The organism is Georgenia sp. Marseille-Q6866 (genome assembly GCF_965111665.1).
This window is the reverse complement of record NZ_CBCOOR010000002.1, coordinates 242,064-266,753: the sequence shown is the minus strand read 5'-3', so window position 1 is coordinate 266,753 and position 24,690 is coordinate 242,064. Positions and strand designations below refer to the sequence as shown.

The 24,690-nt window shown below is 74.9% G+C and carries 23 protein-coding genes, 1 tRNA gene and 1 riboswitch; of the genes, 5 read left to right on the top strand and 19 right to left on the bottom strand.

All coding sequences use genetic code 11. The features are described from left to right. Positions 1-12: 12 nt before the first annotated feature. Both ACWPXV_RS03145 and ACWPXV_RS03140 read right to left on the bottom strand, forming a co-directional pair. A complete protein-coding gene (locus ACWPXV_RS03145; protein WP_454083855.1) occupies positions 13-4,359 on the bottom strand; it encodes a hypothetical protein in 4,347 nt (1,448 codons plus the stop codon). Between the two features lie 225 nt (positions 4,360-4,584). Continuing rightward, positions 4,585-4,657, bottom strand: a tRNA-Arg gene (locus ACWPXV_RS03140). A 55-nt stretch (positions 4,658-4,712) separates the two neighbouring features. On the opposite strand from ACWPXV_RS03140, the gene ACWPXV_RS03135 reads away from it, so the two are divergent. Next, on the top strand, positions 4,713-5,147 hold the full coding sequence (locus tag ACWPXV_RS03135) for a hypothetical protein (protein WP_454083854.1): 435 nt from the start codon (positions 4,713-4,715) through the stop codon (positions 5,145-5,147). A 235-nt stretch (positions 5,148-5,382) separates the two neighbouring features. Here the strand turns inward: ACWPXV_RS03135 and ACWPXV_RS03130 are convergent, their stop codons facing one another. Continuing rightward, positions 5,383-6,639 carry an O-succinylhomoserine sulfhydrylase gene (locus ACWPXV_RS03130; RefSeq protein WP_454083853.1) on the bottom strand — a complete coding sequence of 419 codons (1,257 nt, stop codon included), beginning with the start codon at positions 6,637-6,639 and terminating at the stop codon, positions 5,383-5,385. Between the two features lie 389 nt (positions 6,640-7,028). Between ACWPXV_RS03130 and ACWPXV_RS03125 the strand changes: the two genes are divergently transcribed. From ACWPXV_RS03125 to ACWPXV_RS03110, 4 genes are read left to right on the top strand one after another with little or no spacing between them, the layout of a single operon-like run. Further along, entirely contained in the window at positions 7,029-7,880 is an 852-nt protein-coding gene (locus ACWPXV_RS03125; protein ID WP_454083852.1) for a hypothetical protein, read from the top strand. After that, positions 7,877-9,364, top strand: a complete 1,488-nt coding sequence (locus tag ACWPXV_RS03120) for a hypothetical protein (RefSeq protein WP_454083851.1) — start codon at positions 7,877-7,879, stop codon at positions 9,362-9,364. Before ACWPXV_RS03125 ends, ACWPXV_RS03120 begins: the two co-directional genes overlap by 4 nt. After that, on the top strand, positions 9,361-9,804 hold the full coding sequence (locus ACWPXV_RS03115; protein ID WP_454083850.1) for a hypothetical protein: 444 nt from the start codon (positions 9,361-9,363) through the stop codon (positions 9,802-9,804). The genes ACWPXV_RS03120 and ACWPXV_RS03115 overlap by 4 nt, the downstream gene beginning before the upstream one ends. 18 nt (positions 9,805-9,822) lie before the next feature. Further along, positions 9,823-10,275 carry a hypothetical protein gene (locus ACWPXV_RS03110; RefSeq protein WP_454083849.1) on the top strand — a complete coding sequence of 151 codons (453 nt, stop codon included), beginning with the start codon at positions 9,823-9,825 and terminating at the stop codon, positions 10,273-10,275. Positions 10,276-10,288: 13 nt separating this feature from the next. Here the strand turns inward: ACWPXV_RS03110 and ddaH are convergent, their stop codons facing one another. From ddaH to ACWPXV_RS03030, 16 genes are all read right to left on the bottom strand, one after another. Further along, positions 10,289-11,116, bottom strand: a complete 828-nt coding sequence (gene ddaH / locus ACWPXV_RS03105) for a dimethylargininase (RefSeq protein ID WP_454083848.1) — start codon at positions 11,114-11,116, stop codon at positions 10,289-10,291. Between the two features lie 69 nt (positions 11,117-11,185). Further along, positions 11,186-12,118, bottom strand: coding sequence for a universal stress protein (locus tag ACWPXV_RS03100; RefSeq protein ID WP_454083847.1), 933 nt, complete (start codon positions 12,116-12,118; stop codon positions 11,186-11,188). Positions 12,119-12,247: 129 nt separating this feature from the next. Further along, entirely contained in the window at positions 12,248-13,120 is an 873-nt protein-coding gene (locus ACWPXV_RS03095; RefSeq protein WP_454083846.1) for a C40 family peptidase, read from the bottom strand. Positions 13,121-13,122: 2 nt separating this feature from the next. Continuing rightward, a riboswitch (cyclic di-AMP (ydaO/yuaA leader) is annotated at positions 13,123-13,276 on the bottom strand. 179 nt (positions 13,277-13,455) lie between these two features. Next, positions 13,456-14,142 (bottom strand): iron dependent repressor, metal binding and dimerization domain protein, encoded by a 687-nt coding sequence (locus ACWPXV_RS03090; protein WP_454083845.1) that lies wholly within the window; start codon positions 14,140-14,142, stop codon positions 13,456-13,458. After that, positions 14,139-14,750: a pyrimidine dimer DNA glycosylase/endonuclease V gene (locus tag ACWPXV_RS03085; protein ID WP_454083844.1), complete on the bottom strand. Its 612-nt coding sequence runs from the start codon at positions 14,748-14,750 to the stop codon at positions 14,139-14,141. Before ACWPXV_RS03085 ends, ACWPXV_RS03090 begins: the two co-directional genes overlap by 4 nt. Next, the gene (locus tag ACWPXV_RS03080; RefSeq protein WP_454083843.1) at positions 14,747-15,493 is read right to left on the bottom strand and encodes a glycosyltransferase family 2 protein; all 747 of its coding nucleotides are present in this window, start codon (positions 15,491-15,493) and stop codon (positions 14,747-14,749) included. Before ACWPXV_RS03080 ends, ACWPXV_RS03085 begins: the two co-directional genes overlap by 4 nt. Next, positions 15,490-16,083 (bottom strand): hypothetical protein, encoded by a 594-nt coding sequence (locus ACWPXV_RS03075; protein ID WP_454083842.1) that lies wholly within the window; start codon positions 16,081-16,083, stop codon positions 15,490-15,492. Before ACWPXV_RS03075 ends, ACWPXV_RS03080 begins: the two co-directional genes overlap by 4 nt. Continuing rightward, the gene (locus ACWPXV_RS03070) at positions 16,083-16,961 is read right to left on the bottom strand and encodes a prenyltransferase (protein WP_454083841.1); all 879 of its coding nucleotides are present in this window, start codon (positions 16,959-16,961) and stop codon (positions 16,083-16,085) included. The genes ACWPXV_RS03075 and ACWPXV_RS03070 overlap by 1 nt, the downstream gene beginning before the upstream one ends. Continuing rightward, the gene (locus ACWPXV_RS03065) at positions 16,958-17,278 is read right to left on the bottom strand and encodes a lycopene cyclase domain-containing protein (RefSeq protein WP_454083840.1); all 321 of its coding nucleotides are present in this window, start codon (positions 17,276-17,278) and stop codon (positions 16,958-16,960) included. Before ACWPXV_RS03065 ends, ACWPXV_RS03070 begins: the two co-directional genes overlap by 4 nt. Next, complete coding sequence (locus tag ACWPXV_RS03060) at positions 17,279-17,617, bottom strand: lycopene cyclase domain-containing protein (protein ID WP_454083893.1); 339 nt, start codon at positions 17,615-17,617, stop codon at positions 17,279-17,281. Further along, positions 17,617-19,215 (bottom strand): phytoene desaturase family protein, encoded by a 1,599-nt coding sequence (gene crtI, locus ACWPXV_RS03055; RefSeq protein WP_454083839.1) that lies wholly within the window; start codon positions 19,213-19,215, stop codon positions 17,617-17,619. Before crtI ends, ACWPXV_RS03060 begins: the two co-directional genes overlap by 1 nt. Continuing rightward, the gene (locus ACWPXV_RS03050; protein ID WP_454083838.1) at positions 19,212-20,081 is read right to left on the bottom strand and encodes a phytoene/squalene synthase family protein; all 870 of its coding nucleotides are present in this window, start codon (positions 20,079-20,081) and stop codon (positions 19,212-19,214) included. The genes crtI and ACWPXV_RS03050 overlap by 4 nt, the downstream gene beginning before the upstream one ends. Continuing rightward, the gene (locus ACWPXV_RS03045; RefSeq protein WP_454083837.1) at positions 20,078-21,124 is read right to left on the bottom strand and encodes a polyprenyl synthetase family protein; all 1,047 of its coding nucleotides are present in this window, start codon (positions 21,122-21,124) and stop codon (positions 20,078-20,080) included. The genes ACWPXV_RS03050 and ACWPXV_RS03045 overlap by 4 nt, the downstream gene beginning before the upstream one ends. After that, entirely contained in the window at positions 21,121-21,675 is a 555-nt protein-coding gene (gene idi / locus ACWPXV_RS03040; protein ID WP_454083836.1) for an isopentenyl-diphosphate Delta-isomerase, read from the bottom strand. Before idi ends, ACWPXV_RS03045 begins: the two co-directional genes overlap by 4 nt. Beyond that, a complete protein-coding gene (locus tag ACWPXV_RS03035; protein ID WP_454083835.1) occupies positions 21,672-22,472 on the bottom strand; it encodes a TspO/MBR family protein in 801 nt (266 codons plus the stop codon). Before ACWPXV_RS03035 ends, idi begins: the two co-directional genes overlap by 4 nt. Next, positions 22,469-24,655: an MMPL family transporter gene (locus ACWPXV_RS03030; RefSeq protein ID WP_454083834.1), complete on the bottom strand. Its 2,187-nt coding sequence runs from the start codon at positions 24,653-24,655 to the stop codon at positions 22,469-22,471. Before ACWPXV_RS03030 ends, ACWPXV_RS03035 begins: the two co-directional genes overlap by 4 nt. Between the last annotated feature and the right edge of the window lie 35 nt (positions 24,656-24,690).

Here is a 24,690-nt window from a genome sequence, read left to right as displayed (position 1 = left end):
CGCGCCGCCCCATCAGCGGCGGCGCGCGGCGACGGTGCGCAGCACGCCGTCCACCTCGAGCCCGCGGCGGGTGAGCCCGAGCTCCTCGCGCAGGGCCTCGACGAGGGCGTCCTCGTCCCGCTCGGTGCCGTCGGCGTCGATCCACGCCGCGAGGTCGTCAAGCTCGTCGTCGGAGTAGGCGCCGACCGGGAGTCCGGGCGTCACCGGCGGGCGCGGGCCGCGCTCGCCCGGCGCATCCGGTGCGGGCTCACGCATCGGCTCGCCACCAGTCGGCTCGGGGTCCACCGGCTCGCCACCAGTCGGCTCGGCAGCCGTCGGCTCGGTGGCCGCGGTCCCACCAGCCTCCGTGGCGTCCGCAGCGGGATCCTCGGTCACCGGCGCCGCAGGCTCGAGCGTGCCGGCGCTCGGCTCGGCGACCTCGGCGGCCGGGTCCTGCAGCTCAGCCACCTCGGCAGTCGGCTCCTGCGGTGCCGCGTCCTCATCCGTGTCCGTCACCTCGCGCGGCAGCGCCGCGGCGGGCGGGCGGACCGGGTCCGCGGCCCGGCGGCGGGCGTCGACGACGTCCAGGGCGAGCGCGACGATCGCCTCGGCCTCCCGCTGCGGATCGGTGAAGACGGCGGTGGAGAAGGCCATGTGCACGCGCCAGCCGCGGGAGGCGAGCCGCTGCACCCAGTGCCGCTCGCGGCGGCGCAGGTTGGGCTCGGCGACGTACGCGGCGTCGTCGGTGAGGACGGCCACGAGCAGCTCACCGGGCAGGTCTGGGTGCCCGATCGCGAGCGGGATCCGCACCCCGCCGTCGACGCCGTACTGCGGCACGACCGTCAGGCCCAGGCGCCACAGACGCTCGGCGAGGTCGACGAGGAGCGGGTCGGGTGCCGCGCCGACGGCGTCGACGTCCTGCGCGGGCTGCGGGTCGGCGGCCCAGTCGACGAGGTCGGCGAGGAGGAGCGGGCCGGGCGTGTGGAGCCGGCTGCGGTCGATCTCGCCCGGGCCGATGCAGGAGACGACGACGAGTCGCTCCCGGACGGCGTCGAGGGCGTCGATGAGGCAAGCCTTGCCGTCCGGGCCGCTGACCGCACCGAAGCTGTGAAGCACCCGCCCGTGCGGGGTCTTGGCGTAGCCGAGGGTGAGGACGACGGTGTCGCGCCGCAGGCCTCCGGCACCGTCCGCGTCCACGACGACGAAGGGCTCCTCGCGGTCCGCGGCGAAGAAACGGGCCACGGCCGAGGACCCGGAGACGGCGGAGATCACGGCCTCACGCACCCGGTCGGCGTGCCGGGCGTTGAGGGCGACGACGGCGAGCGACTGGTCCGGCGCCGTCAGGGCGTGCTCGATGACGAGGTCGACGACGCGGTCCACCTCCGCCTGGACGCTCTCGACGGCGTCGGCGCCGGGGGCCGGCATCCCGAAGCCCTCGACGAGCTCGAGGGTGATGCGGCCCGGCGACGGCGGGTCCGGCACGGGCTGGATGACGTCCTCGTAGCCGTGGGACGCGAGGAAGGCCGCGATCGACTCCTCGCGTTCGGCGCGGTCGGTGGGCAGGGTGAGGACCGGCAGGAGCGGCGCGAGCTCGGAGACGAGCCCGTCGCCGCCGCGGCGGGAGTCCCCGACGAGCACGACCTGGCTGCCGCGGGTGATCGCTCCGACGGCCTGCTCGGTGGGCAGGTGGTGGACGCCGTCGAGGATGACGAGGTCGACGCAGCGCGCGGGCGGCAGGAGCTGGGGCACGAGCACCGGCGGCACCACCCAGCCGGGCCGGATCGCGCCGAGGAGCTCGGGGTGCCGGGCGTAGGTGCGCCGCAGGTCCACGCCGGTGCCCAGCTCGGCCTCGAGCTGCGCGGCCTCGTCACGGCGGTCGCGGACCAGGGCCCGCAGCCGGCGGACGACGGCACGGCGGACCGGGCCGGGCAGCGTGCGCACGTGGGCGGCGTCGAGCTCACGGAAGCGCTCGGCCAGGGCGACGAGGCCGGGGCCGTCGTAGCCGGCGAGCGCCGGGTCGGTGCGCAGGATCTCCTCGAGGACGGAGGTCCACCAGGCGAGGTCGAGCTCCGCGCCGGCGAGGGCGGCGACGACACGACGCTCGGTGAGGTCGGCGACGAGCTCGCCGAGGCCGAGGCCCTCGAGGTCGGCGAGCACCGCAGAGCGCTCGGGCATGAGGCGGACGGCCTCGCCGTCGCCGCCGAGGGAGGTCATGCGCGCGGCGAGGTCCGCGAGGGGCAGGTCGAGGAGGTCCGGCCTGCCCGCGCCGGCGCCGACGACGTCCTGGAGGGCGAGGACGTCCTTCTCGACGGCGCGCGCGTGGCGGGTCATCTCCGACAGACCCTCGGGGAGCCGGGGCCAGCCGCCGGTGGGGCAGTGGCGGCGCCACACCTCGCGCTGCTCCTGGACGTGGACGAGCTCGGCGTGGAGGTCGGCCACGGGACGGCCGGGACGCAGGAGATCCTTGGCCTGCTTGCGCAGCCGGCGCCGGGTGCCCCACGACATCGTGACGCCCTGCTCCTTGCGCCAGGCGCGAGTGGAGGTGGCGATGACCATGTCCGCCGCCGAGCGCTCGAAGACCTGGGGGACGAAGACGTCGAGCGCCGAACGCACGCCGTCGAGCATCTCGAGCTGCTCGAGCCACTCGCGCAGGGTCCCGGCCGCGGTGAGGCCGGTCTCGCGGGTGGTGCGCTCGGCGTCGGCCAGGACACGGGGCAGCTCGGCGCCGGAGAGCCGCTGCGTGCGCTCGAGGGCCTGGCGGGCGGCGTCGGCGCTCTCGAGCCGGGCGCCGTACCAGGGCGTGTCGTGCGGGCGCAGGTCGAAGGCACCGAGGGACGCGGCCCGGACGAGGCGTTCCCGGGCGTGCTCGCGGCGGTCACCGGCGAGCTCGCGGACGGTGTCGGCGGAGAGCCGCACCTCTGTCCGGGGCCCCGGCCGGGCGGCCGTGAGCTCGGCGAGCGCGAGCAGCGCCGCGTGCGCCGAGCAGCCCCACGGCTGACGGGAGGTGTGGAGGGCGGTGACGTAGGCGGCGAGCCGCTCGCGCACGGAGACGAGCTGGGCGCGGACGGCACGGACCGTGTCGACCTCGCTCGGCGGCTCCTCGACGGCGAGCCCGGCGCGCAGCTCCTGCGGCGCGCTGGCCCGCCACCCGGTGTCGGTGGACAGGTCGAGGACGAGCTCGCGCAGACCGAGGCGGTCGAGCTCCTCGACGAGCGCGCGTCCCACGCGCCGCGTCCCGGGCACGTAGAGGACCCGGCGGCCCGACGCGACGGCGTCGGCGACGACGGCGGCAAGGGTCGCCGGCACGTCGGCCCCGGGGGGCGCGTCGATGAAGACGTCGGTGCCGGCGGCGACGGCGTCGATGACCCGCTGCTGGTCGGGGTCCAGGTCCCCGACACCGCGCTCGGCCTGGGGCTGGCGGTCGGCGCCCGCCCGCTCGGGCAGGACGCGGTCGAGCGCGGCGCGCGCGTCCTCGTCGCCGGCGAGGGCGGCGACGACGTCGTGGCCGACGAGGTCGTCGTGCATGGCCTCGAGGTCCTCGACGAGCACCTGGCCCGGGTGGACGAAGGGGCCGATGAGGACCCTCTCCTCGAGGGTGAAGTCGGGCAGGTGCTCCTCGCCGAGCAGGGAGATCCGCCCGAGGGTGGAGCGCGGGGAGAAGCCGTCGGAGGTGAGGGCGCCGGCGGCGATGGCGTGGAGGTCGGCGGTCACCCCGCGCGAGCGCAGCGCCCGCACAAGGACGGTGTTGAGGTCCACCGCCGGCTCGAGCTCGAGGTCGAGGTCCGCGACCTGACCGCCCCGCGGCGTCAGGCGCACGGGACGCAGCAGGACCGGCGCACGGACGGTGCGCGGCTCGGCGGGCGCGGTGGCCCCCTCGTCCGCTGCGACGTCGTCGGGTGCCGGGGTGTCGCCGTCGTCGCCGGTGACGGGCACGGGGGGCGGCACCTCGGTCCACGTGGCGATGCCGGCGGCGAGGTAGGTGGGGGCCACGCCGTAGCGCTGGGCGAGCTCGTCGGTGCGGGCGACGACGGTGCGGGCCGAGCGGCGGGCCGCGACGAGCGCGCCGCCCTCGCGCACGAGGTTGGACAGCCGGGTGGCGCGGCCGGAGTAGAGCTGGGCGATCCCGGAGGGGTGCGCGGCCGTGAGGTCGATGACGGCCTCGCCGAGCATGGCGACGTCCGAGAGGGCACTGGCACCGCTGAGCGCGACGAGGCGCTCACGCCACTGCTGGGCGGCGTCCTCGACGGTGCGAGCGCGGGCACTGGTGGCGGTGTCGGGCTCGCCGCTCTCGGAGCGGCCGCCGACGAGGCCGACAGGACCCTGTCCGCCGCTGCGGCGGGGCCCCGCGGGAGGCCGGGCGAAGAGCGGTGAGGGGGTCATTACCCCACGCTAACCAGCGCCACGCCGCCGGTCCGTGCGACCCGCCGGGGCGGGCGATTTCACCGGGGAATAGGTATAGGGCGTGACGCACACGGGGGGCAGGCGTCACGCCCTATGAGCAGTATCCTGCTCCACCTTTCGTCGGAGCGCAAGACCCAACCTCCGTACAGTTTCCTGTGATCCGCGTCACAGTCTCGCCCAGTGCCGCACAGGGTCGCGGAGCGGTGCCTCCGGGCAGATTCGAACTGCCGACACCCGCTTTAGGAGAGCGGTGCTCTATCCCCTGAGCTACGGAGGCGGGGCGGGACCAGCGTACTCGGCGGGCCGGGCCGGACGCACATAGGCTCTGGGTCATGGCCAGCCGCACGCTCGACCTGCCGCAGGAGTGGGCCTACGCCGTCGTCACCGCCGCCCGGCACCACGGCCGCTGGATCCCGCTCACCCGGGTGGACGCACCGGCACGGGCGCTGCGCGCGGGCGACGAGGTCGTGGGCCGCTCCGCGCTCGTGCTCGTCGACCGGATGCGCGTCACCCACGCCGACGCCCCCCGCGAGCTGCGCCTGGTCAAGACGGGGCCGCTGCTGCTCGGTGAGGTCGTCATCACGGTGCAGCCCGACGGCCCCGCCCGCGCCGTCGTCGACTGGGTCGAGGACGGCGTCCACCTGCGCGGCCCGCTCCCATGCCGGCTGACGGCTGCGCTGCTGCGCCCCTCCCTCGAGGCGATGACGGCCTTGGCGCTGTGGCGCATCGACCGGTCCGTCCGCCGCCAGCGCCGCCGGCGCACCTGACGCCCTCCCCCAGCCCTCGCCGGCGCCCCTCGCCCGCGTCCCACGCCCGCACCCGGCGCCCGTACCCGGCGCCCGTACCTCCGCGCACTCCGCTGCAGAAACTGCTCCGCGCTGTCGATATATCCGCAGCCGGAAGCAGTTTCTGCAGCGGGGTGCGAGCAGGTATCGCAGCGGGGTGCGAGCGGGCGGCGCAGCGGCGTGCGAGCGGGCGGGCGGCGGAGCAGCGCGGCGGGCGTCAGCTGGTGGGGACGGCGGCGAGGGCCTGGGCGATGTCGGTGCGCAGGTCGGCGAGCTCCTCCAGCCCCACCGACAGCCGGACGGTCGCGTCACTGATGCCCACGCGGGCGCGGCCGTCGGGGCCCAGGCGCCGGTGCGTCGTCGTCGCGGGGTGGGTGACCATCGACTTCGCGTCGCCGAGGTTGTTGGAGATGAGGACGAGGCGCAGGGCGTCGAGGAACGCGAAGGTCTCCTCACGGTTCGCCGGCCGCCCGCCGACTGCGACGTCGAAGGTGACGACGCTGCCCCCGCCGCTCATCTGCGCGCGGGCGAGCTCCGCCTGCGGGTGGGAGTCGAGGAAGGGGTGGCGCACCCGGCCCACCCGCGGCAGCGTCTCCAGCCACCGCGCCAGCTCGAGGGCCGCGTCGCTCTGGGCGCGCATCCGCAGCGGCAGCGTCTCCAGGCCCTTGAGGAGCACCCACGCGTTGAAGGGGCTGAGCGACGGCCCCGTGGTCCGCAGCACGAGCCGCAGCGGCCCCTCGACGAACTCTCGGCTGCCCAGGACGGCGCCGCCCATCGTGCGCCCCTGGCCGTCGATGTGCTTGGTGGCCGAGTAGACGACGATGTCGGCCCCCTGGGGCAGCACGCGCTGCAGCACCGGGGTGGCGAAGACGTTGTCGACGACGACGACGGCGCCCGCCGCGTGGGCGAGTGCGCTCACGCCGGCGACGTCGACGATGTCCTGCATCGGGTTGGACGGGGTCTCGAAGAGGACGACGTCGGCCGGGGTGGCCAGCGCTCGGCGCCAGTCCTCGAGGTCGTGGGCGTCGACGTAGTCGGTGACCACGCCCCAGCCGGCGAGGATGTCCTCGAGGAGCGTGATCGTCGAGCCGAACACGGCCCGGCCCACGACCACCCGCGAGCCGCTGCGCACGAGCGCCGCGAGCGTGGAGAAGATGGCGGACATGCCCGTGGCGGTGGCAGCACAGGCCTCCGCGCCCTCCAGCGCGCGCAGCCGCTCCTCGAAGGTGCGCACCGTGGGGTTCTCGTAGCGGCTGTAGGTGAAGCGGTCCGCCTCCCCCTCGAAGGCGGCCTCGGCGTCGGCCGCGGCCGCGTAGACGAAGCCCTGGGTGAGGAAGAGGGCCTCGGAGGTCTCGTGGAAGCCGGTGCGCTCGTGCCCGGCGTGGACGGCCCGGGTCGCGCTGCCCCACGTGGGGTCCGGGTCGGGGTACCCGCCGGGGCCGGGACAGGCGGGGCGGGTGGTCGAGGTCGTCATGGTTCCTCCATCGCGTCCTGGCGGGAGCACCCGTGGGCCGGGTTGCTGCAGCGTCGACGAGCCAGGTCTCTCGGCTGCTCTGGATGGTTCTCGGCGATGCTAACCACACCGCGGGTGCCGGGGCCCGCACCGCCGGTGCCCGTCCCAGCACCCGGACGACCGGCCGGTCCCGCAGCCCCGGGATGAGACTCCTGGGCTCCCTCCTTCGCAGGACCGCGCGCGCGACGGGATCATCCCGATGGCGCCTGCGATGGGCACTTCTCCCCATGGTCACGGCCCTGTCGGCCCGTGAGGATGAGCGGTGAAGGCGCCGGTGGTGACCCGGAGCCAGAACGGGGGGCACGATGTCCGCGCAGACAGTTCAGCAAGGGCGCCAGAACCGCAGCAGGGTGGCCCACTTCCGCCTCGACGTCGCGGAGTGGACGGTGCTGCGCCGCGCCCTCCTCTCCCGCGTCCCCGGTGCGGTGACGCCCGCCGGCTTCGCGCCCGAGGCCTTCGGCCTGGACCCCGACGAGCCGCTCACCCCCGGCGAGCGGGCGCGCGCCTGGGCGAGCCTCCAGCTGCGCGGCCTGGCCACCCACACCCCCGAGCGCGACGACGTCACCGGGCTCACGCCGTCGTGCATGCTGGGCATGCTCATGCTGCTCGAGTCCGACGTCCGCGTCGACGTCTCCTCCTGGTCCGGGGACGTCGTCGTCAACGAGGCCGTCGCGTGGAGCGCCGGGCGCACCGCCGCCCTCGCCCGCCGTCGGCGCATGGTGCGCTCACCGGGAGGGGAGACGGTGCTCGAGCAGGAGCCCGTCGTCGAGGTCTCCCTCTCCGCCGCCGGTGGGCTGCTGGCACAGGTGATGCGCGCGCTGCCCCACCACGTGGGCGGCCCGCCCACCGACCGCTCCCCCGTGCGCGTCGGCTGGCCCGAGTCGGCCGCCATCGCCCAGGCGCTGCGGCTGGGCCGTGAGGACGTCGCCCTCCACCTGTCGGGCCTGCCCGCCTCCGCCCTGTCGGTGCTCGGCGCCGTCTCCACCGACCTCACCGGAGGGGCCTGCGTGAGCGCGGCCCGCCGGCACGACGACGGCGCCCTCGCCTTCCACGGCGTGTGGCTCTGGACGGAGGCAGACGTCGTCGAGCTCGTCGACGCGACGACGCACGGCGTCACCCTGCGCCGCACCGACCTCCTGCGCGTCCGCAACGGCCTGCTCACCGCACTGACCGGCCTCCTCCACGCCGAGGAGGTGCTGTGACCCTCACGGTCACCGGTGGGGCCGCGGGCGTCCTCGCGCGCGTGGAGGACATGCGCGCCACCGCGGAGATCCTCGACGCCAAGGGCGACGCCGCCCGGGAGCTCGCGCTGCGGGTGGCCGCCGTCGCCACCCACGAGGCGGTCCTGTCCTCCCAGGTGCTCTCCCCGGTGACGGGAGGTCGGGTGCTCGCCGAGGTGGCCCAGGCGCAGCTGCCCCCGGAGGGGCTGGCGTGGGTGGCCCTCGAGTACGAGGCCGCCGCCGTCTTCCTGCGGGGCTCGGCCACCGTGTACGAGGAGACCGACGCCGCGCTCGCGCGGCTGGCCGAGGCGGGGCGGACCGTGACGGGCGTCGTCGTCCTCCACGCGGGGCTGCTCACGGCCGGTGGGGTCGCGCTGTCCGCGCTCCTCCTGGACGCCCTGCCGGCGGACGTGGCCGACGCCCTCACACCGGACGCCTTCGCCGCGTGGGTCGAGGAGGTCGGGCAGGACCCGCTCGACACGGTGCTCGGCGGGCTCTACGACGAGCCGTGGGTGACCGACTCGATCGTCGCCGCGCTGCCGTGGGTCCTCGGCACCGAGGTCCCCCTCGTCCTCAGCGCGATCACCCCGTGGACCTTCCCGCCCGTGCCGCTGAGCTACGAGCAGGTCGTGGCGGGCGTCATCGGCGCCGGTGGGCTCATGGGGCTCTTCGCCGACGGCACGCCGACCGTGACGCCGGACCCGGCGCCGGACGGCACCGCCGCCGACAGCCTCGCCGCGCTCTTCGGCAACATCGGCCGGCTCGGGGACGGCGACGCCTCGGAGGTGCGGGTCACCGCCGTGCCCGACGGCGCGGGCGGCCACAGCTGGATCGTCGAGATCCCCGGCACCCAGGACTGGGCGCCCGAGTCCGGCAGCAACCCCTCCAACCTCGCGACGAACCTCCACCTCATGGCGGGCTACGACACCGCGATGGAGGCGGCCGTGCTCGAGGCGGTGCACCAGTCGATGAGCGAGGTCGCCGCCCAGCAGGGCGTCCCGCTCAGCGAGCTGCAGTCCCAGCCGGTCACGCTCGCGGGGCACAGCCAGGGCGGGATCGTCGCGGCCGCGCTCGCCGCCGACCCGGGCAACGGGCTGCACGTCACGCAGGTCGTCACCGGCGGCTCGCCGGTCGCGGGCATGGACGTCCCCGACGACGTCGCCGTCCTGTCCATCGAGCACACCCAGGACCCGGTGCCCCGCCTCGACGGCAGCCCCAACCCCGGCGCCCCGGGCTGGACCACCGTCACGCGGGACGTCCACGGCGCCGACGGCGTCACGGCCGGCTCGCCGATCTCCGCCCACGGCGGCGGCGTCTACGCCGACACCGCCGCGCTCGTCAGCGCGCAGGCCGCCGAGGACCCCGCCCTCGCCCTCGCGCTGCAGGACCTGGAGGCGCAGTTCGCCCAGGTGCGCGACGGTGAGGCGCAGGTCTTCCAGTACGACGTCTCCCAGGAGCACCGGTGAGGCGGCTGCTGGCGTGCGGCGCCCTCGGGCTCCTGCTCCTCCTGCCCGCCTGCTCCGACGGCGCCGGCACGCCCGCGCCCGCCTCCCCCGACCTCGCCACCGAGAGCGAGCGGCTCACCGCCGAGCTCACCGCCCTGGACACCGTGACGTCCGCGGAGGTCCAGGTGCGGTCGGGCGCCACGTGGGGGCAGCAGGTGGTCATCGACGCCGCGACGTCCAGCGCGGACCCCGAGGAGCAGCTGGCCGTCCTCGACCGGCTCGTCCACGCGGGGTGGGACACCGCGGCCTTCGTCCCCACCGACGTGAGCACGGTCCTCACCGCTCCCGGCGGCGTCGTCCTCGACGCCCGCGACCTCGGCTTCACCCACCAGGGCGCCGGCCCCACCGGGCTCTACGAGCGCTTCGGGCCGCCCGCCGCCGACCCTGAGTGGCGACCGTGACCGGCCGGAGGGAGAACCGTGGGACTCGCTGAGGCACCGGAGGACCTGCGCGGGCTCGCCGGGCAGATGGACGACGTCGCCGAGCAGGCACGCGAGCTGGGCGCGGACCTCGTCGCCCTGCGCGAGACGATCGGCTGGCGCTCCGTCGCCGCCGAGGAGTACCAGGTGGTCCTTCTCGACCACGCCGAGGCGACGACGCGCGGCGCGGACCGTGTCGACGACGTCGCCCAGGCGCTGCGGGAACACGCCGACGGCGCGGCGCAGACCCTCGCTGCGATCGAGGCCGCGCGCGGCTTCCTCCTGTCCGCCGCTGAGGAGGCCCGCTCGGTCCTCGGCGACCTGTGGGACGGCGTCGTCGACGCGGTGACGGAGGACGCCCGCCGCGTGCTCGACATCGTCGCGGACGCGCCGCCGTCCGCCGTCGACATCGGGTGGCTCGAGCGCGCCCGTCAGGCCGGCTGGCCGGGCTGACGGGCGCGACGGCTCAGGCCCGGATCTCCAGCGTGCAGCACTTGGCACCGCCGCCGCCCTTGAGCAGCTCGGAGGTGTCGATGCCGATGGGCTCGAAGCCCCGCTCGGCCAGTGCCGCGGCGAGGTCCGTCGCCCGCGGGTTGTGGATGACGTGGCGGCCGTCGCTCACCCCGTTGAGCCCGAGGACGACGGCGTCGGCCTCGGTGGCGATGACGGCGTCGGGGAAGAGCCGCTCCAGCACCCGGCGGCTGCCCTCGCTGAAGGCCTCGGGGTAGTACGCGATCTCCGTGTCCGACAGGACCATGAGGGCGGTGTCGAGGTGGTAGAACCGCGGGTCCACGAGGCGCAGGGTGATGACCGGCTTGCCGATGACCTCCTGCAGCTCGGCGTGCGAGGCGGTGGAGGTGCGGAAGCCCGTGCCGGCGAGGACGTAGTCACCGACGGTGAGGATGTCGCCCTCGCCCTCGTTCGTCTCGGTCGCCTCGTGCACCCGGTAGCCGTGGTCGGCGAACCACTGCGCGTAGGCGGGGCCCTCGGGCATGCGCTGGGGGTAGGTGAACTTCGCGGTGTACATGACGCCGTCGCTCACCAGGCCGCCGTTGGCGGCGTAGACCATGTCCGGCAGGCCCTCGATCGGGTCGATGAGCTCGATGCGGTGCCCGAGGCGGACGTAGGTGTCGTGGAGCTCCTGCCACTGGGCGACCGCCAGGTCCGTGTCGGTCGGCACGGTGGGGTGCATCCACGGGTTGATCTCGTAGCTCACGGTGAAGTACGTCGGTCGGCACATGAGGAAGTGCCGAGGCGTCGCGTCGCGGGATGGGCGCACGGCAGCCCCTTTCATCTCGGGTGTGCCTAGAGCCTAGGCACACCCGGGGTCACCGGCGGCGTGGCACGCGTGAGCCTCGCCACGTCAGCGGCGGCGCCACGGCACGTCGGCCGGGCCTGCCTCCTCCTCGCGGGCCGAGCGGGCGGGCACGACCATGACCGGGCAGACGGCGTGGTGGAGCACGGCCTGGCTGGTGGAGCCCATGAGCAGCCCCGCGAAGCCGCCCCGGCCGCGGGAGCCGACGACGACGAGGTCGACCGCCGTCGAGAACTCGGCGAGGAGGGCGGCGGCGTTGCCGTCCAGGGCGTGCTGGCTGACGCGGACCTGGCGGCCCTCGACGGCGCGGTCGACGGCGACGCTGAGACCGACCTTGACGTCGGCGAGGACGTCGTCACGGTCGACGGCGGCGGGCAGCCAGGCGAGGGAGCCGGACCCGCCACCGATGGGGACAGCGGCGACGGCGGTCAGGTGGGCGTCCCACAGGACGGCCTCGTCGACGGCGCGGCGCAGCGCGATGGTCGCCGACTCCGAGCCGTCGACACCCACGACCATCTGGCGCACGGGCGTGAAGCCGGGCTGCCCCTCGGGGGTGCGGGGCACGACGACCGTGGGGCAGTGGGCGTGGGCGGGCAGGGAGGAGGACACGTTGCCGAGGAGCCGGTCGGCGAAGCCGCCGCCACCCCGCGTGCCGACGACGGCGAGCCCGGCCTGCCGGGAGAGCTCGACGAGCACGCCGGTCGGGTCCCCGAGCTCGAGGGCGCAGGTGACGTCGAGCTCGTCACCGACCCGCTCGACGGCCTCGTCGAGGACCGCCTGCGCCCCGGCCTGGATCGCCGAGTCGTCGACGGCCGCGAAGCCGCCGTCGAGGGAGGCGACGGTGAAGGCCGGCACCGCGTACGCGCACACGACGTGGAGACGCCAGCCGAGCCGGCGGGCCTCTGCCGCGGCCCAGTCCAGGGCCGCAGTGCTCGTCTCGGAACCGTCCACACCGACGATGACGACGTTCTCGCGGGGCATGTCACCCTCCAGGTCGGGAGCCGTTGCCCCCATTGTGCTCCCTCGCGCGCGGCGCCGCGGCGCTTCGGCAGGGACGCCGACGGGCCCGCACCGAGTCGGTGCGGGCCCGTCGGGCAAGCGTGCTGGGGCTCAGCCCACCCGGATGAAGGTGGGGGTGCCGCGGCCGACGTCCGAGATCGGACCGGCCTGCAGGGGCTTGGAGGGATTGCGGGCGGCGATGTGCTGGCCGTCGCCCAGGTAGATCCCGATGTGACCGGGCCACCACACGAGGTCACCGGGCTGGGCCTCGGCGGCCGAGACGACGGTGCCGGCGCCGGCCTGCGCGCTGGAGCTGCGCGGGATGCTGATCCCGGCCTGCTGGAAGACGTACCAGGTGAAGCCGGAGCAGTCGAAGCCCGAGGGGCTGGAGCCGCCCCACACGTACGGGGTGCCGACGTAGCGGAAGGCGATGTCGACGATCGCGTTGCCCGAGGCGGCCGGCGCGGGGGCGGCCTGGGTGGCGCTCTCCTCCGCGACGGCTGCGGAGGAGGAGGAGGACGAGGACGTCGACGCCCCGCTGCGGGAGGCGGTCTCGGTGGACCGGGCGGCGACGAGGGCCTGCGCCTCGGCGGCGGCGGCAGCCTCAGCAGCGGCCTCCTCCGCGGCGATGTGCTCGGCGATGGGGTCGGAGTCCTCGGCGACCGTGGTCTTCGGCGGCGTCGCGGCCACGGCCACGTCGGCGACGGCGAACTCGACGTCGGCGGGCACGGAGACGGTCGGGTTGACCGTCAGGGCCGTGCGGGCCTGGCTCGAGAGCGCGGAGACGTCGACCTGCGGGAGGGAGGAGCCCTCCGGCGCGGCGACGGCGGTGCTGGCGGCCATCGTCAGGGCCAGGCCCGAGGACGCGGCGACGAGCATGCCGCGGCGGGCCGCCGGGCCGGCGACGGCCTGGCTGAGAGCGGTGAAGGGGGTGGTGGGACGGCACGCTGCGCGGTGGCGCGCCCCAGGCATAGTTACGGTCACGAACTGCCTCTCCTGTGTTGCCGACGAGGTGAGCTGTCGGGTTCGGATGGGAGTTCACCCGGCCCGTCCTTGCGGACGGGCTTCACCCCTAGGGGCCGACCGGAGCCGACCGCCACTACCTGGTTCCCCCGCCCCTGCCGACGGTCATTCTCTTGGGACCACGGGCGGCGGCAGGGTTGGGCTCCGTCCATGGGCTCATCACTGGAGGGCGTGAGGAGCGAGTCGGACACTACCTGAGCGTCAAGCCAATTGTCACGTTCTGGTTACGAAGCCTGTGGGCCTCGTGTCACGACTCACACCTGTGGGGCGGCAAGAACCGCAAAATCTCGCGGTTCTCAGGCGTCGACGAAGAGGTGCCGCGTGACGTCCTCGGCGACGTCGAGGACGAGCTCGGAGCCCTCGGCCTGGAGGGAGACGAAGCCCGCGCCGCGCTGGACGGTCAGGCGCGTCCCGGGGCGCACCCCGGCCTCGGAGAAGCGGGCGAGCAGCTCGACGTCCACCTGGAGGGGTTCCCCGATGCGTCGCAGGACGACCTCAGCCTCCGGGGTGCCGACGACGGCGGCCAGCGGCTGCAGCGGCGGGTCGACGGGCGCGAGGCTGCGCTCCCCGAGCTCGGCGAGCCCGGGGATGGGGTTGCCGTAGGGGTCGTGGTGGGGGTGGTCGAGCAGCGCGACGAGGCGGTGCTCGACCTGCTCGCTCATCACGTGCTCCCAGCGGCACGCCTCCTCGTGGACGTACTCCCAGTCCAGCCCGATGACGTCGGTGAGGAGCCGCTCGGCGAGGCGGTGCTTGCGCATGACCTGGGTGGCGCGCTCGTGGCCGAGGTCGGACAGGCGGATGCGCCGCGCCTCCTCCAGGTGGAGCAGGCCGTCGCGCTCCATGCGGGCGACCGTCTGGGACACCGTCGGGCCGGAGTGGCCGAGGCGCTCGGCGATGCGTGCCCGCATGGGCACCACGCCCTCCTCCTCCAGCTCGTAGACCGTCTTGAGGTACATCTCGGTGGTGTCGATCAGGTCACTCATACGTCGCTGCCCATCTCTCGCTCCTCCTCCCGAGGATAGGCCGACCCGCTGACCCCCGTGGCCGTCCTGGGACAGCGGTCCCCACTCCCCCACACTTCCGCTCCCCCACTCCCCTTCCCTCCCGCCGAGCGCTGAGGTGGCGGGGGAGAGGGGGGGGGGGGGGAAGCCGGTTCAGGTCTTCTCCCAGGGCTCGACGGGGCCCGGGACCCGCACGAAGAGGGGTGGACCTCGACGTCCGTGACGTCCCGGACGAGGGCGTAGCGGTCGGGGCTGCGCACGGCGAGCTTGGCGAGCAGGTGGGCCCACTCGTAGGCGACCTGCCCCTCGGTCACCGGCAGCGGGGCGACGGCGTCGAGTGCCACGGCTCGGTCGATGCGGCTGCGGTCGAAGCGGTAGCCCCGCTCGTCGGCCTCGACGGCGAGCACGCCGAGGTAGGCGCAGACCGACGCGAGCGGGTCCGCCGTCGCCCGGAAGCGGACGAGCTGGCTGTGATTGAGGTAGCCCTTGGTCCGCCCGGCGAGCACCGCCTGTGCCAGCAGCGTCTCGCGCCAGCACGCGACGAGCCCCTGCCGGTCGAGGTAGCGCGGGTGCACCGACCAGACCCTCATGCCGCCCCGTCCCTCGCGGGCAGTCCCAGGCGCACCGCCCACCGCGTCCACGGCGGAGCCACCCGCCAGTTGACGGCCAGGGTGCGGAAGGCACGGCGGAAGCGGCGGCGCAGCTGGCCCAGCCCCACGAGGCTGCGCGCGGAGACGCCGACGACGATCGAGCGGTCCAGCCGCACCCGGCGGCGCGGGCCGAGGGCGGAGGCGAGGTCGAGGTCGTCGTGGAGCTCGGCATCGTCGTCGTGGACCGCGGCGCGCACGGCGAGCCAGCTGGTGCGCCGCACCGCCATGCTCGAGCCCCACAGCGCGTGGTGGCCGAGCGCGAGGTAGCACAGCCCGTAGTAGGCGCCGAGGTAGACGGCGGAGACGACGCGGCCAGCGCGGGGCAGCTCGTAGAAGCTCCCGACGCCGGTGACGGCGTCCCGGCGCGGGTCGGCCATCGCGGCGGCGATGCGCTCGAGCCAGTCGGGGCCGGGCAGCGAGTCGGCGTCGAGCCGGGCGATGACGTCGCCGCGCGCGGCGTCGTAGCCGGCCGCCGCCGCCATGGGGATCCCGCGCCGCGGCTCGTCGACGACGCGCGCGCCGTACCGGCGGGCCACCTCCGCCGTCGCGTCACGCGAGCCGTTGTCGACGACGACGACCTCGAGCGGCGCCACCGTCTGGCGTCCCAGGGCGGTGAGGCAGCGCTCGAGGGCGGGCGCGTCGTCGAGCGCCGGGATGACGACGCTCACGCTCAGCGGGCTCACCTCGCCCACCGGGCCACGAGCAGACCGGCGACGACGGAGCCCACCCCGCCTGCGGTGAGGTCACCGATCGTGTCGCCGTAGGAGACGTACACGGAGTCGTCGACGTAGGTGAACCCGGCCCACTCGGCGATCTCCCACAGCACGCCGAGGGCCACGCCGATACTCGCCGTCGTCAGCGCGATGCCGGCCCGGCCGGCGCGGGTGGCGGGCCCGGCCAGCAGGCCGCCGCGCAGCATGACGATGCCGAGCGCTGCGGCGATGAGGCCGTTGACGAGCAGGTGGGCGGGCACGTCCACCCACGGCACCGTCTCGTAGAGCCCGACGGCGCTGGCCCAGCCGGCGGCGATGAGGGCGGCACCCAGCAGCGCCTGGAGGGTGGCGGGGAGGAAGAGCACCCGGGCGAGCGTGACTCCGCCCAGGACGAGGAGGGCCACCGCCGCGGCGACGGCGTCGACGGCGATCGCCGCCGGGATGCTGAGGACGGCAGCCACCGCGACGGCCTGCGCTGCGACCCGCGCGGGGCGCGGCCCGGGCACGGTGAGGAGCACGCCGGAGGGCGTGGTGGGGCGGGTCGGGTGCTCATCGGCCATCAGCGGGTCCAGGCGATGGCGATGAGGAGCTGGGTGATGAGGAAGCCGGTGCCGAGGTTGAACCAGATGAACCGGCGCCACCCGGCGTTGGCCTCCTCGCAGCGCGCGTCGGGCAGGGAGCGGTAGGGCCAGATCGAGAGGATGTAGGGCACGACGAGGACGGCGGCCAGCGCGCCCGGCCACCCCGTCCACAGCGCGGCCACACCGGCCGCCGCGTACAGCCCGAGGGACAGCCGGGTGGTGCGGGCGGCGCCGAGCCACGTCGCGACGGAGGAGATGTCCGCCTCCCGGTCCGCCGTGACGTCCTGGACGGCCCCGAAGGCGTGGGACGCCATCCCCCACAGGAAGAAGGCGACGAGCGCGGCGAGCGCCGCCCCCTCCAGGGAGCCGCCCGCGAGGACGAGCCCGAAGACCGCAGGGCTGACGAAGTGGGTGCTCGAGGTGAGCGAGTCGAGGACGGGCCGCTCCTTGAAGCGCAGCACGGGGGCGGAGTAGGCGATGACGGCGAGCACGCTGACGGTGAGCACCGCCGTCGAGGCCGCCGAGCCGAGCAGGACGAGGGCGACGACGAAGGGCAGGTTGCTCAGCACCGACGCCCAGATCGTCGTGCGGTGCCAGCGGCGGTCGAGGACGATCCCCTCGATGCCGCCCTTGCGCGCGTTACGGAGGTCCGACTCGTAGTCGAAGACGTCGTTGACCCCGTACATGAGCAGGTTGTAGGGGATGAGGAAGTACAGCGTGCCGACGACGAGCGCGAGGTCCACGCCGCCGCCCGCCATGAGGTAGGCCGCCGCGAAGGGGTAGGCGGTGTTGATCCAGCTGACCGGCCGCGAGGAGCCGAGGAGCTGGCGCAGCGCGCTGGTGGCGGTGTCGCTCATGCTCGCTCCTCGTCGGCCCGGCGGGGGCGCAGCAGCTCCCACAGCGCGGGCAGGAGCAGCACCGAGGCGAGCGGCCAGGCGAGGTCCTCGACCGGCGCGAGGAGGAGCCGGGCCCCGGTGAGCTGGGACTCGTCGTAGCGGAAGAGGTCGGCGGCGATCATCAGGCTGTCGAAGACGACCGTGAGGACGAACAGCGTGACGAGCGTGACCGCCGTCGCCGCCCACCAGCGCCGGCCCAGCCGCCGCACCCGGGTGGCGACGACGGCGGTGGCGAGGACGGGCACCAGGAACAGGCCCGCGAGCAGGAGGTAGCTCACTCAGCCCACCTCCGCCGTCGTCGTGCGGCGCGAGCGCAGGAGCAGGAGGACGAGCCCGTGGAGGACGAGGGTGAGGTAGCAGAGGAAGGTGACGAAGACGAGCTCCTCCAGGGGCAGCTCGGGGGCGAGCATGATGCCGGTCATCGCGTCGCTCTCCCCGCGGTGGTAGAAGCCGGAGGCGATCGCGGCGACGTCCCACAGGAGGAAGAACGCGACGCCGACGGCGAGCACGAGGGCGCCGCGCCGGGCGTCGGCCCACAGGACGAGCCGGAAGCGGGCGTCGAGCAGGGCCATGCAGCCGAGCGAGACGAGCAGCGCCGCGAGGTAGGCAAGAGCGATCACGAGGCCCACAGTGCCATCTCGGCGTGCACCCGGTCACGGACGATCTCGGCGCTGATGAGGCACATCGGCAGCCCGATGCCCGGGATGGTGCTCGCCCCGGCGTAGTACAGGCCGCTCACCTTCCGCGAGGCGTTGCCCGGCCGGAAGAAGGCGCTCTGCCGCAGGGTGTGCGCCGGGCCGAGCATGCCCCCGCGCCAGGAGTTGAGGTCCGCGGCGAAGTCACCGGGCCCGACGGTCCGGCGCACCCGGATGCGCTCGCGCAGGTCCGCGATCCCGGTCCAGGAGGCGAGCTGGTCGATGGCGGCGTCGGCGATCTCCTCGACGGCGCGGTCCCCGCCGCCGTCGACACCGCCGCGCCCGAGGGACGGGTCGGCGGGGACCGGGACGAGGATGAAGACGTTCTCCGCGTCCGCGGGCGCGACGCCCGGGTCGGTGCGCGAGGGCGTGCACACGTAGGCGGAGGCGGGGCTCGGCACGCGCCCCTCGCGGATGTCGCGGAAGTTGCGGTCCCAGTCCTCGGTGAACAGGAGCGTGTGGTGGGGCAGCTGGGGCAGCTTGCCGTCCACGCCGAGGTAGACGAGCACGCCGCCGGGGCCGGGGTCGCGCCGCTGCCACCAGCGGGCGGGCCGCTCGCGCACGGCGGGCGGGAGCAGCTCGGTCTCGACGTGGTGGAGGTCCGTCGCCGCGACGACGACGTCGGCACGCAGCCGGTGCTCGGCGCCGGCGGCGTCGCGGTAGCGGACGCCCGTGACGCGGGACCGCGGGCGGCGCCGGCCCCGGGGGCCGGACTCGGTCGTCACGGCGGTGACCGTGGCGCCGGTGCGGACGGTGACTCCCTGCTGCTCGGCGAGCCCGGTGACGGCCTCGATGAGCCGGGTGAAGCCGCCCTGCGGGTACTGGACCCCGCCGGTGAGGTCGAGGGCGCTCATGAGGTGGTACATGCTCGGCGTGCGGTCGGGCGAGGAGCCGAGGAAGACCGCCGGGTAGCCGAGGATCTGGCGCAGCCGGCGGTCGGTGAAGCTCGCGGCGACGTGCGCCTTGAGCGAGCGGCCCAGGAGCGGGAGCAGCCGGTGGGCCCGGCGGGCGACGTCCGGCACGGCCAGGTCCCGCCACGAGGTGAAGCTCGTGTAGAGGAAGTGGCGCAGCGCCATGTCGTAGGTCTCCTGCGCGGTGTCGAGGTACTGCGCCAGGCGGCGGCCGGCCCCGGGCTCGACCCGCTCGAAGGCGGCGAGGTTGGCCTCGCGGTCCGGCAGGACGTCCAGCGCCTCGGTGTGCCCCTCGTAGAAGACCCGGTAGGCGGGGTCGAGCGTGACGAGGTCGAGCTGTTCGGCGCTCGAGCTGCCGAGCAGCCCGAAGAACCGGTCGAAGACCTCGGGCATGAGGTACCAGGACGGGCCGGTGTCGAAGCGGAAGCCCTCGGCGCTCCAGCTGCCGGCGCGGCCGCCCACCTCCTCGCGCTGCTCGAGGAGCTCGACGCGGAAGCCGTCGCGGGCGAGCAGGGCGGCCGTCGCCAGCCCCGAGATCCCTCCCCCGACGACGACGGCGGTGGGCGCGTCGGCGCGCGCCGCCCCGCCCGGTGCGGCCGAGTGGGTCATCGACGTCCTCCCGTGAGGGTCCCGCGCAGCACGATGCGCGCCTTGACGGGGTCGGGGACCCGCACCCGCTCTGACCGGATCTGCGTGGCGGGGGTCTCCCGCAGCCGCCGGGACAGCTCGCTGAACAGGCCGTGAGCCACCCGCACGGCGCGGCGGCTGCTCGAGGGCAGCCGGACCAGCGCGCGCTCGGCGGCGGCCAGGTCCGCGTCGATGTCGTCGAGGAGGGCGTCGCGGTGGGCATCGGTGAAGGCAGCAGGGTCCAGCCCCGGGAAGTACGTGCGCCCCAGCGCGTCGTGGTCCTGGCCGAGGTCGCGCAGGAAGTTCACCTTCTGGAAGGCGGCGCCCAGGCGGCTGGCGCCCGAGGCGAGGCGCTCGTAGGTGTCGTCGTCGCCGTCGACGAACACGCGCAGGCACATGAGCCCGACGACCTCCGCCGAGCCGTGGACGTACTCGGCCAGGCTCGCCTCGTCGTGCGCGTCGACGGACAGGTCCGCGCGCATCGAGGCGAAGAACGGGGTGATGAGCTCGGGGCCGATGCCGTAGCGGCGGGCGGTGCGGGCGAAGGCGTGGACGACGAGGTTGGCGCTGCGGCCGCTGAGCAGCGCCTGCCCGGTGTCCTCCTCGAGCGCGTCGAGCATGGCGCCGCGGTCGGCGGCGGACCACGACTGGTCGGGGTCGTCGACGACCTCGTCGGCGACCCGCACGAGCGCGTAGATGTTGCGCACGTGCTCCCGGTCGCCGGGCGCGAGCAGGCGGCACGCCCACCCGAAGGACGTCGAGTACGTGGCGATGACGACGGCGGCGCTGCGGCTGGCGACGTCGTCGTACCGGGAGGCCGCGGCGGGCCGGCGGGACGGTTGGCTCACGCCGCCCTCGCCCCGCGGGTGACGGCACTGGCCCACTCGTCCAGGAGCGGGGCCTCGGGCAGGTGCGCGACGGCCTCGCGGGCCTCACCGGTCAGCTCCTCGGCGAGCCCCTCGACGAAGGCCCGCGCCCCGCACTCCTCGAGGAGGAGACGGACGCGCGCGGCGTCGTCGTCGTCGGCGGTGCCGGAGGCGAGGTAGGGGCGGATCTGCGCCCACGCGGGGGTGGTGCGGGCGTAGGCCATGAGCGGGGTGCACTTGCCCTCACGCAGGTCCGAGACCGAGCTCTTCCCGGTGGCCGCCTCGTCACCGAACATGCCGTCGAGGTCGTCGCGGATCTGGTAGACGATGCCGAGGAGCCGGGCGAAGCGGGTGAGCGCGGCCTCGTGCTCGGCGTGGGCCCCCGCGAGCACCGCGGCCAGCTGGAGCGGCAGCTCGAAGGAGTACACCGCCGTCTTCTGGTGCTCCATCGTGATGACGGAGGGGACGTCGGCGTCGCCCTCGAGGCTGAGGCGCACGTCGGTGAGCTCGCCGGCGGCGCTGAGGTGCAGCGCCCGGTCCACGAGGTCGAGCATGCGCGCGACGGTGGCCGGGCTCGCCCCGCACAGCGCGATGACGCGGACGGCTCCGGCGAGGGCGAGGTCGCCCGCGAGGATGGCCGCGCTCTGCCCGTAGTGAGTGGCGCGCTCGGCGTCGTGGCCGCGCCCGCGCGCGTCGGCCGCGAAGGCGCCGACGACGTTGGGCCGGCCACGGCGGACCGTGTCGCCGTCGATGACGTCGTCGTGGACGACGAGCGCAGTGTGGAGCAGCTCGAGGGCGGCCCCCACCTGCGCGGCGACGTCGGTCTGCCGCCCGCCCAGGGCGAGGTAGACGCTGTGGAACAGCATGGGCCGCAGCCGCTTGCCGCCCGCCGAGGCGTCCCGGAGCGCGGCCCACAGGCGGGTGTGCTCCACGCCCACGAGGTGGCGCGTGCCGTCGGTGAAGAAGCCGGCGAGCGCGGCGTCCACCGGCGCGGTGTCCACCGTCTCGCGCGGTGGGGCGCTCATCCGGAGGCGCTCTCAGGCAGGTGGCCGGCGGCCACGAGACGCTCGACCTGCGCGACCATCCACGGGCTGACGGCCCACGGCGCGACCTCGACGGTCTGCACGGCCTCGCGGGGCTCGACCCACCGGTGCTCGGCGACCTCCTCCGGGTTGGGCTCCGGCTCCTGCGTGGTCGTCGCGACGAAGACGGGACAGATCTCGTTCTCGACGATGCCGGACGCGTCGACGGCGCGGTAGCGGAAGTCGGGGACGGCGGGGCGCACGTCGGTGACCTCGAGGCCGAGCTCGTGGCGGGCGTGGCGCGTGATCGCCTCGGCGATGTCCTCCCCCGGCCGCGGGTGCCCGCAGAAGGAGTTGGTCCACACCCCGGGCCACGTCTTCTTGCTCAGCGCCCGGCGGGTGAGCAGGAGCCGGCCGCTCGCGTCGGTGAGGTAGCAGGAGAAGGCGAGGTGCAGGGGCGTCTCCGCGGTGTGCACGGTCGGCCGCGGGGCCGTGCCGATGGCCGTGCCGTCCTCGGCCAGCAGCGTCACCAGGTCCTCGGTCGAGGCGGTCATGTCGTGGTCTCCTGTCTTCCGACTCGTGTCTCAGCTCCCGTGCGCAGCCGCACGACGATCGTGACGCCGGCGACGACGGCGGCGGCCGTCACCGCCGCGACAGCGGTGGTGGTCGACTCGGGCGCACCGGAGGTGCGGGCCACGGCGATCCAGCTCAGTCCCCACACGATGGTGGCGGCGGGCGCGAGCCGTCCGCGGCCGACCACGGCGACGGCCACCCCGACGACGGCGACGGCGGCGAGCACGCCGACCGCCCACCACTCGGGGGCGCCGCCACCGGTGAAGCCGCTGTCGAGCAGCGCGGCGGCGGTGTTGGCGCAGGTCGCCACGCTCACCCAGCCGAGGTAGAGCCCCATCGTGCCGTCCGCGACGAGCGCCTCCACCCGGCTGCGCGGCGGGACCGCGAGCAGCCGCTGGAAGGTGAGCGCGAGCACGGCGAGGAGCGCGACGATGACGACGACACTCAGCCACACCTGCCCGGCCTGCACGGTGAGGATCCAGGCGGCGTTGAGCACGAGGGACGCGACGACGAGCCAGGCGATCCGGCGCCGGTCGGTGCGGTCCCACCACTGCCACAGCGTGTACAGCCCCAGGCCGCCGTAGATGACGCTCCACACGGAGAACGCCGGGGAGTCGGGGGCGAGGTGGGTGGAGTCGGCGGCGAGCACGCCGCCGGCGGCCTCGGCGATGGGCGTGCCGCCGAAGAGGCCCACCCCGATGAGCGAGCCGACCACGCACACGACGTAGGCGACGGTCACCGCGAGCTGGCGCACGAGCGCCGGCCGGTCCTGACTCATGCGCTGCTCCCCACCGCCGTCGTCTCCTTCGCGGCCGCCGTCGAGTCGTCCTCGTCCTCGGGCACGCGGGCCTTCCAGGGCCACCATACGTTCCGGCCGATGTCGTAGACGAGCCCGGAGACGAGGAGGCTGCGGACGATGAAGGTGTCGATGAGGACACCGACGGCGACGATGAAGGCGAGCTGGACGAGGAAGAGCAGCGGGATGACGACGAGCGCGCCGAAGGTGGCGGCGAGCACGAGGCCGGCGGAGGTGATGACACCACCGGTCATCGTCAGGCCCCGGCGCACGCCGCTGCGGGTGCCGTGCTCCAGCGCCTCCTCCCGCACCCGGGTCATGAGGAAGATCGAGTAGTCGATGCTCAGCGCCACGAGGAAGACGAAGCCGAAGAGCGGGACGGAGGCGTCCGCGCCCGGGAAGTCGAAGACGTGGTTGAAGAAGATCGCCGACAGTCCCAGCGTGGCCGCGAAGGACAGGACGTTGACCGCGAGGATGACCAGCGGCGCGACGATGGCCCGCAGCAGGATGACGAGCATGACGAAGATGACCGCGAGGACGAGCGGGACGATCGTCCGCAGGTCCTGCTCCGCCGTCTCCTGCGTGTCCAGGCGCTGGGCCGCGGCGCCACCGACGAGCGCGTCGGGGTCGACGCCGCGGACGGTGTCCCGGACCTCGCCGGCCACGACTGTGGCCTCCTGGCTCTCCGACGTCGCGGTGGTGGCGGCCTGGATCTCGACGAGGCCGTCGACGACGACGGGGGCGTCGTCCTCACCGGTGAAGAGCTGGGCGCTCTCGACGCCCTCGACGCCCTCGATCGCCTCGACGGCGTCCTCGGCGCTGCCCTCGGCGGTGATGACGACGAGCGGCTGCACCTGTCCGGCGCCCTCGAAGTGCTCGACGAGCACGTCCTGGCCCTCGACCGCCTCGGTCGGGTTGAGGAAGACGTCCCCCTCGCCGGTGCCCTCGGCCTGCAGGGTGGGCAGGAAGGCGGCGAGCGCGAGGAGGGCGACGGCGGTCGTGCCCCAGATGAGGCGCGGGCGGCGGGCGACCGCGCCGGCGATGCGACCCCACAGGCCCGTGGCGTTCTCCGAGGCCGGGGCGGCGTCGGGGCGGTACTGGGGCCGGCGCGGCCAGAACAGCGCGCGGGAGCGGCTGCCCGCGACGAGGAGCAGCGCCGGGAGGAGGGTGAGGGCGCCGACGACGGCGGCGGCGATGCCGATCGCGCCGACCGGACCGAGGCTCGCGTTGGAGCCGAGGTCCGACAGGAGCAGGCACAGCAGGCCGGCGATGACGGTGCCGGCGGAGGCGAGGACGGGCGGCACGGAGGCACGCCACGCCTTGGCCATCGCCTGGCGCGGCTCGGCGTTGCGGGTGAGCTCCTCGCGGTAGCGGGCGACGAGGAGCAGGGAGTAGTCGGTGGCCGCGCCGATGACGAGGATCGACAAGATGCCCTGGCTCTGGCCGTTGAGGAGGAGGGCACCGCTGCCCGCGAGCGGCTTGATGACGAGGGCGGCGGCGCACAGGGAGAAGACCGCGGTGAGCAGGACGGTGAAGGGCAGGATCGGGGAGCGGTAGACGACGACGAGGATGACGAGCACGACGACGAGCGCGACCAGGAGCAGGACGCCGTCGATGCCACCGAAGGCGGCGCCGAGGTCCGAGACGAAGCCGGCCGGCCCGGTCACCCAGGTGTCGAGGTCCGCGTCGGCGAGCGTGTCCGCCGCGAGGGTGCGCAGCTCGGTGACGACGACGTTGCCGGTCCGCTCCCCCGTGTCACCGACGTTCTCCTCGGCCTCGTCACCGTTGATCGAGACCGGTAGGAGGATGGCCTCGCCGTCCTCGGCGGGGACGACGGGGACGGGACCCTCGAGGACGTCACGGAGGACTCGGCCGTCCCCCAGCTCGAGCTCGGGCACCTGCCCGGCGAACTCCTCGGCCGCGGCGAGCTGCTCCGGGGAGAGCTCGCCGCCGCCGGACGCCGTCGCGACGAGCAGTGCCGGCAGGGGCTGGTCCCCGGCGAACTCCTGGGCGAGCTCGTCGGCGCGGGTCGACTCGGCGCTCGAGGGGAGGAACGCGGCCTGGTCGTTGGTCTGCACCTCCGACAGCGAGCCCTGCGCCATGCCGCCCAGACCGCCGACGGCGAGCCAGGCGAGGAGGACGAGGACGGTGAGGAGCGCGCGCACGAGTGCGCCGCGACGACCGTCGGACTTACGGTGAC